Here is a 7,037-nt window from a genome sequence, read left to right as displayed (position 1 = left end):
CCGCGTCATGTACAGCATGTCGATGGTGAAGGCCTGCACGAACTCCCGCGTCTGCGCGCTGATCTGCTTGGGATCGGTGATGGCCTTGGGCGCGGTGAGGGTCTGGGCGGTGAGGTCGGTGATCATGGCAAGGGACAGCAGACAGAACATTGCGATGCGCATGAGCGGTCTTCTCCCGGCAATCGCGAATCTACGAGTCTACCGCAGGAAGCGACATCGCGCCGCCCTCACCACCGTTTGCCTCTTGAGATGTCATCCTTCGCGAGGCAAAGCCGAGCGGAGGATCTGACGATGCAGCCTGCGCCACCGTGCGGGTGGTGCAGCCGATCTCCTCAGATCCTCCCGCCTCCCTTCGGTCGGCGGAAGGATGACACCAAGTCATGATTTGGGCCGAGTTCAGAGGGCGCTCTTGTGTATCTCCACCGTGGACCAGCTCTTGTCGGCGGCGTGGCAGAGATTCTCCAGCAGGCAGTCGGCGCACTTGGGATTCCGCGCCGCGCACAGCTTGCGCCCGTGCCAGATGATCTGGTGGGCGAACTCGATCCACTTCTCCCGCGGGATCACGCGCATCAGGTCCTGCTCGATCTTGGCGGGGTCCTCGTTCTTCGTGAGCTCCAGCCGCCGCGCGATGCGCTGCACGTGCGTGTCCACCACCACGCCCTCGGCCTTCTTGAACCACGTGCCCAGCACCACGTTGGCGGTCTTGCGCGCCACCCCGGGCAGGGTCAGGATCTGCTCCATCTCGTTGGGGACCTGGCCGCCGAACTCCTTGACCACCTTCTGCGCCGCTCCCACGACCGACTTGGACTTGTTGCGGAAGAAGCCGGTAGAGCGGATGTCGGGCTCGAGCTGCTCGGGCTTGAGGCGCGCGAAGTCGGCCGGCGTGGGGTACTTCCGGAAAAGCTCGGGCGTGACCATGTTCACGCGCACGTCGGTGCACTGCGCCGAGAGGATGGTAGCCACCAGCAGCTCCCACGCGCTCTTGTGACCCAGCGCGCAGGTCACGCCGGGATAGAGCTGGTCCAGCCGCTTCAGGATCTCCATGACCCGCATCGGGGCGACGGGATCATAGCCGGCGGCGGGTTTCGCTGGTTTCCGCGGCTTGGCAGACGTCTTGGCCGCGCCCGGCAGGACGGCCGCTCCGCGCGCCGGCTTCGCCTGAAACTGCTTCTTCGCGCCCGCGCCCGAGGCGCGCTGCGCCGGGCGGCGCGCGCCCTCCTGGCGCCCGCTGCGGCTGGGGACCCGTGGTGTAGTGCCTCGCATGGCTCAGCAGATTACAATGGAGCCCGCGGTCGCTACAATCCTGGCCGCGGAGAGGCGAATGAGGCCGGAATCGAAGGTGGACATCCTGGCGGCGCACGCGGATCTGCCCGCCCTGCCGCTCACCCTGGAAGGCTCCAGCGTCCTGCACCAGATGATGCGCTTCCGCTGGACGGCGTGGAAGAAGCTCTCCCCGGCGCAGAAGAAGAAGATCGTCGCCGAGGCGGTGAAGACGCTGGCTCCCATGGAGCAGCAGGGCGAGAGCGCGCTCTACTCCATCCTCGGCCACAAGGCCGACCTCATCTTCGTGCACTTCAGGCCGTCCTTCGAGGAACTCAAATCCGCCGAACTGCGCCTGGGCAGCCTGGAGCTATGGGACCTGCTCGAGCCCGCCGGCTCCTACCTCTCCGTGATCGAATTGGGCCTCTACGACTCCACCGTCAAGCTCTACCGCGCGCTCACCGACCGCGGTGTCGAGCCCAATTCCGACGAGTGGAAGCGCGAGACGGAAGAATTGCTGCAGCACCAACGCCAGGCCATGGCCCCGCGCCTGTTTCCCAGGATCCCCGAGAGCCGCTACCTGAGCTTCTATCCCATGGACCGGCGGCGCGGGGAAGAGAAGAACTGGTACACCCTGCCCATCCAGGAGCGGCAGCGGCAGATGGCGGAGCACGGCGAGGTGGGCCGCCGCTACGCCGGCCAGGTCAAGCAGATCATCTCCGGCTCCATCGGCTTCGACGACTGGGAGTGGGGCGTGGACCTGTTCGCCGACGATCCCCTGGTCTTCAAGAAGCTGATCTACGAGATGCGCTTCGACGAGGTCAGCGCCGTGTATGCGGCCTTCGGGGCTTTTTACGTGGGCGTCCGCTGCCCCGTCGCCCGGCTCGGCGACCTGCTGAGCGGCAAGTTGCCCAAGAAGGAATAGGCCGCGCGTTCGCGTAGGACGGCCGTGTCGGCCGTCCGGGTGCTCTTTCTTTGTGCTCCTTCGTGAAACCTTTGTGACCTTTTGTGGCAATGCTTTTGAGAAGATCACCACAAAGGACACCAAGTACGCACGAAGGCCACAACGAAGGCAAACCCGACTCGGCTGTCCCACACCTTTTACCGCCCCATCTCGCAGCCCGCCAATTCTTCCAGCACGCTGATGGGCGCGACCTGGGGCCAGACCAGGGCCTCGCGAGGCACGATGTAGGTCTGCTCCAGGGCGTACTGGCCGCTGAGCGCGGCGTGCGGCACGCCATCGGTGTAGACCAGCCAGGTCGCGCCGGGAGGGAACTCCACCGGCTCCCTGGGCGCGCCCTCCTGGAAGGCGGAATTTTCCTTCAGCCAATCGTGGAAGCGCAGCATGAACTCGTCGTAGGCGCTGCGGTCGGGCGCGGGGATGCCGACGGCGCGCGCCACCGCCCGCGCATTGCGCGCCAAGGGACGCCAGGGCGCCGCGCCCCGCGCCGCGAACCTCCGCAGTCCCGCCTGGATGGCCAGCCGCGGCGCCAGGTGGTGGAAAGGCTCGGCGCAGCGCCACACCCGCGGCGCCTGCGGATGGATGTTGGTGAAGACGCGCAGGATGCGCGCCCCGCGCGTGGGCCGGGTCGGGAAGGCGTCCACGTGCAGCAGATCGTTGCGCTTGTGCAGGGGCAGGTCGCGCCCCGCCTCCTCCAGCGGGCGGAAGCTGGCGAAGTCGAGCGCCAGCTTGCCGGCGTAGGGCCGGAGGAAGTCCTCGAGGAAGCGCGTGACCTCGGCGGAGTAGCGCCGCAGGATGCCGTGCAGGCGCTCCGTGTCCTCGCGGCTCTCGCTGGAGGTGCCGCGCATCACGTCCTGGCGCGGCCGGTAGGAGATGTTCTTGTGGAAGCGCGACTCGGTCTGCCGCTGCGAGATGAGGAAGGCGCGGTCGTCGGCGGGCAGCTCGAAGGGAACGGCCGCAAAGATCAGGATGCGGCCCTCTTCCAGGGCGCGGCAGCAGGCGAAGGCGCGCTCCGCCGGGTGACTCGACGCCGCCCAGCCGCCGGGATAGCGGTAGTCGTCGATCCCGAGCAGCGGCGAAGATGGAAGCGCTGGTTCCATGGGGAATCGTCCCGGCGCGCCCAGTGTAGCACCGCCGCCGCGGCGATTTGACGTGCGCGCGCGCGGTGGGTAGTCTTAACTTGCCATGGCGGTGAAAGCGGTCCAGCTCGGCCAGGTCTGGCGCAGCGACGAGAACGGGGTGAACTTCCTGGTCACCAAGCTCTACAACGAAGTCTTCACCCAGTACGCCATCCTGCGTCGCGCCGACGCCAACGCCGCCACTCAGGACACCGTGCGCGTCAAAGTGGAAAAAAGCGCGGACGGCGCCAACCTGCCCGGCTACACCTTCACCCAGGAAAGCGGGGATTTTTAGAGCCGGCCCTGCGGGGCCCGCCGTTCCCAGGAACCCAGTCATGATGGAACCCTTCAAGTGCCCGCACTGCGGCAGTCACAACTACGTGATCGTGCTCAGCGGCTGTCAGATCACCGGGGGAACGCTGGAGGAGATCTTCGAGTGGGACGAGGCCAACCACGCCTATGTCTCCAGCGGCTCCATGCTGGTGGAGAGCGAGTCGCTGGAGAACGAGGGAGCGGAGGCCGTCTGCTCCGGCTGCGAGAAGGACGTCTCCGACGAAGTGGCGGCCTACGAGCAGTCGCTGCCGCAGGAGAGCGAACCGCCACCGGGCGTGGCCGAGGCCTGACGTGCCCCCTGCCCGACCGGGTCCCGCGGCATGATCGCCAACCTGCTCAAGCTGCTCAGCGGCTTCGTCATCTGGACCATCTCCACCTCCGGCTACGCCGGCATTCTGCTGCTGATGGCCATCGAATCGGCGTGCATCCCCCTGCCCTCGGAGGTGATCATGCCGTTCTCCGGCTACCTGGTCTTCACCGGGCGCTTCCGCCTGCTGTGGGTCGCGACGGTGGGGGCGCTGGGCTGCAACCTGGGCTCGGCGGTGGCCTACTGGGTGGGCGCGCACGGCGGCCGTCCGCTGGTGGAGAAGTATGGTTCCTGGATCTTCCTCAGCCGGCGGGAATTGGACTGGGCCGACCGCTTCTTCCAGCGCTACGGCGACATCACCGTGTTCCTCAGCCGGCTGCTGCCGGTGATCCGCACCTTCATCGCCTTTCCTGCGGGGGTAGCGCGCATGCCCCTGGCGCGCTTCCACGCCTACACCTTCCTGGGCTCCTGGCCCTGGTGCCTGGGCCTGGCCTGGCTGGGCATGAAGGCGGGCCAGCACTGGGACTACCTGGGGAAGTACTTCCACAAGTTCGACGCGGTGATCGGTGCAGTGATCGCCATCGGCGTCGTCTGGTTCGTCTGGACCCACTGGAAGCACCGCGTGCGCACCGCTTAGCGCGAGGCGGCGGGAGCAGGCGCGGCGTTCCATATGGCACGCGCGATCTTCCAGCTTCCGTCCGGCTGGCGCGCCAGCATGCGCATGGCGTGCACGGCGCTGGTGGTTTCGGCGCCGCTGACCGAGGGCTTGGAGCGCTCCGTGATCGTGCCCCACTGGAAGGCGAAGTCGCCGACGATGCGCACCTCCTCCCAGTTCTCGCTGTAGGCCAGCACCTGGACGTCGGTAGCGCGGTCGAGAAGCTCTCCGTAGAACGTTCGCAGCGCCTCGTGGCCGACCACGGGAGCATGGCCCGGAGGCAGCAGGACCACGTCGTCGGTGGTCAGGGCGATCAGCGCGTCCAGGTCCAGGGCAGTGTTGGCGGCGATGTCGCGCTCCTGCAGGCGGGCGATGGCGCGCTGGTCGGCGAGCAGGCGGTCCTGCGCCGCTTGCTGGTCCGACGCGGGCGGCGAAGCCGGGCGTCGCGGCCGCTGTGCGGCTGCAGGCAGGAACACGAGAAGCAGGAGGAGAAGAACGGTCGAACGCACAGGGTCCTCCGGGGAACGCGGTCTCCGGAAGAGTTTAGCGCGTCAGTCGATGTGCGTGTGCTTGGCGACCATCTTCTCCCAGGTTTTCCAGGGCAGGAGGGTCTTGAGCCAGAAGCCCCAGCGAGCGTCGCTGCCGATGAGGTAGCGCAGCCTGGGGTTGGGGTTCTCGGCGATGTCGGCGATCAGGCGCGCCACCGGCTGCGGGTCGCGCTTCTTGAGGTCCTTGCGCACGAACTCGACGAAGCGCCGGGAGCGTTCTTTATTAGGCGATTCCGGGCCCATGGCCTTGCTGCCCACGCGCACGTTGCGCGTCCAGATATCGGTCTCGAAGGCGCCGGGCTCGACCAGCGCCACGCGGATGCCCAGCGAGTGGGTCTCGACGCGCAGCGATTCGCTCCAGCCCTCCAGCGCGTGCTTGGAAGCGCAGTAGCTGCCCACCACCGGCTGACCCACGCGCCCGGCGATGGAGGAGATCATGATGATGTGTCCCGATCCCTGCTGGCGCATGGTGGGCAGGACCGCCTGCGTCATGGCCACCGCGCCGAAGAAGTTGGTCTCGAACTGGGTGCGGATCTCCTCGAGCAGCATGTCCTCGCAGAAGCCGCCGGTGGAAAAGCCGGCGTTGTTGACCAGGACATCGATGCGGCCGTGGTCGCGCACCATGGCCTCGACCGCCGGGGGCAGGGAAGCGAACTCGGTGACGTCGAGGCGGCGCAGGTCGAGGCGGTCCGAGACCTTGGCGGCCGCCGCGGCCTCGTCCAGCTTCTGCCGCCGTTCCAGGCGGCGCATGGTGGCCACCACCCGGAAGCCGCGCCGCGCCAGCTCCACCGTGGCCAGCAGCCCGATGCCGCTGGAAGAACCCGTCACTACCGCTACCTTGTCGCCCAAGCCGCCCTCCGACTGCCGATTTCAGATTGTAGATTGCAGATCGAGTCTTGGCATCATCCACACTGCCGAGGAAATCTGCAATCGGAAATCTACAATCTGCAACGATTTGCAAATCCCCGCTCGATACGAGAAGATAACGAGTTTCTGGAAGCCGCCAAATTCCTTATAGGACGGGCACTTCTCCATGGCCACTCGCAGTGTGAAGGCATCCCCGAAGACGCAGGGCAGCGCGCTCGCCGCGCCCACAGGCAAGCTGGGGGTCATGATCCCGGGCATGGGCGCGGTGGCCACCACCTTCGTGGCCGGCGTGGAGGCGGTGCGCCGCGGCCTGGCCCGCCCCATCGGCTCGCTCACCCAGATGGGCACCATCCGACTGGGCAAGCGCACCGAGGGCCGCTCGCCCAAGATCCAGGACTTCGTTCCCCTGGCCGGGCTGAAGGACCTGGTCTTCACCGGCTGGGACATCTTCGAGGACGATATGTACACGGCGGCGCGCAAGGCGGGCGTGCTCGACCGCGACCTGCTCGACCAGATCAAGCCCTTCCTGGGCTCGCTGCGGCCGCGCCCGGCGGTCTTCGACCACTACTACGTCAAGAAACTCGACGGCCCCAACGTCAAGAAGGGCAAGAACAAGATGGACTTGGCCGAGCAGTTGCGCCAGGACATCCGCGACTTCAAGAAGACCTCCGGGGCCAGCCGCCTGATTATGATCTGGTGCGCCTCCACCGAGATCTTCCTGCGCCCCACCGAGGCCCACGCTTCGCTCAAGAACCTGGAGAAGGCGATGGCCAAGAACGACCCCGCGGTGGCGCCCTCCATGATCTACGCCTACGCCGCGCTTTCGGAGGGCGTGCCCTTCGCCAACGGCGCTCCCAACCTGACGGTGGACATCCCGGCCATGCACGAACTCTCGCGCCGCAACTCGGCGCCCATCTGCGGCAAGGATTTCAAGACCGGCCAGACCCTGATGAAGACGGTGCTCGCCCCCGCCTTCAAGGCGCGCATG

General features: G+C 67.0%; 9 protein-coding genes. 5 read left to right on the top strand and 4 right to left on the bottom strand.

Features of this window, described 5'->3' with window-relative positions:
* Positions 1–396: 396 nt before the first annotated feature.
* Positions 397–1,263, bottom strand: a complete 867-nt coding sequence (nth, locus tag VEG08_15625) for an endonuclease III (protein HXZ29425.1) — start codon at positions 1,261–1,263, stop codon at positions 397–399.
* A gap of 58 nt (positions 1,264–1,321) precedes the next feature.
* On the opposite strand from nth, the gene hemQ reads away from it, so the two are divergent.
* Positions 1,322–2,185 (top strand): hydrogen peroxide-dependent heme synthase, encoded by an 864-nt coding sequence (hemQ, locus tag VEG08_15620; GenBank protein HXZ29424.1) that lies wholly within the window; start codon positions 1,322–1,324, stop codon positions 2,183–2,185.
* 176 nt (positions 2,186–2,361) lie between these two features.
* Here the strand turns inward: hemQ and VEG08_15615 are convergent, their stop codons facing one another.
* Complete coding sequence (locus VEG08_15615) at positions 2,362–3,321, bottom strand: Kdo hydroxylase family protein (protein ID HXZ29423.1); 960 nt, start codon at positions 3,319–3,321, stop codon at positions 2,362–2,364.
* Positions 3,322–3,406: 85 nt separating this feature from the next.
* Here VEG08_15615 and VEG08_15610 point away from each other — a divergent pair, with 85 nt between their 5' ends.
* Genes VEG08_15610 through VEG08_15600 form a run of 3 tightly spaced genes read left to right on the top strand, consistent with a single transcriptional unit; the run spans position 3,407 to position 4,616 of the window.
* Positions 3,407–3,634, top strand: a complete 228-nt coding sequence (locus VEG08_15610) for a hypothetical protein (GenBank protein ID HXZ29422.1) — start codon at positions 3,407–3,409, stop codon at positions 3,632–3,634.
* Positions 3,635–3,674: 40 nt separating this feature from the next.
* Complete coding sequence (locus tag VEG08_15605; GenBank protein ID HXZ29421.1) at positions 3,675–3,962, top strand: hypothetical protein; 288 nt, start codon at positions 3,675–3,677, stop codon at positions 3,960–3,962.
* A gap of 30 nt (positions 3,963–3,992) precedes the next feature.
* On the top strand, positions 3,993–4,616 hold the full coding sequence (locus tag VEG08_15600) for a DedA family protein (GenBank protein ID HXZ29420.1): 624 nt from the start codon (positions 3,993–3,995) through the stop codon (positions 4,614–4,616).
* Here the strand turns inward: VEG08_15600 and VEG08_15595 are convergent.
* Together VEG08_15595 and VEG08_15590 are read right to left on the bottom strand one after the other, a co-directional pair.
* Positions 4,613–5,143 (bottom strand): DUF4440 domain-containing protein, encoded by a 531-nt coding sequence (locus VEG08_15595; GenBank protein ID HXZ29419.1) that lies wholly within the window; start codon positions 5,141–5,143, stop codon positions 4,613–4,615. The two genes, VEG08_15600 and VEG08_15595, sit on opposite strands and share 4 nt — an antisense overlap.
* A 42-nt stretch (positions 5,144–5,185) precedes the next feature.
* On the bottom strand, positions 5,186–6,031 hold the full coding sequence (locus tag VEG08_15590) for an SDR family oxidoreductase (GenBank protein HXZ29418.1): 846 nt from the start codon (positions 6,029–6,031) through the stop codon (positions 5,186–5,188).
* A 184-nt stretch (positions 6,032–6,215) separates the two neighbouring features.
* On the opposite strand from VEG08_15590, the gene VEG08_15585 reads away from it, so the two are divergent.
* A partial coding sequence (locus VEG08_15585; protein HXZ29417.1) for an inositol-3-phosphate synthase occupies positions 6,216–7,037 on the top strand: 822 nt, incomplete at its 3' end.

The organism is Terriglobales bacterium, assembly GCA_035624475.1.
Classification (GTDB): domain Bacteria; phylum Acidobacteriota; class Terriglobia; order Terriglobales; family Acidobacteriaceae; genus DASPRL01.
Note: the sequence above shows the minus strand (reverse complement) of the source record. Positions and strands in the feature narration are given on the sequence as shown.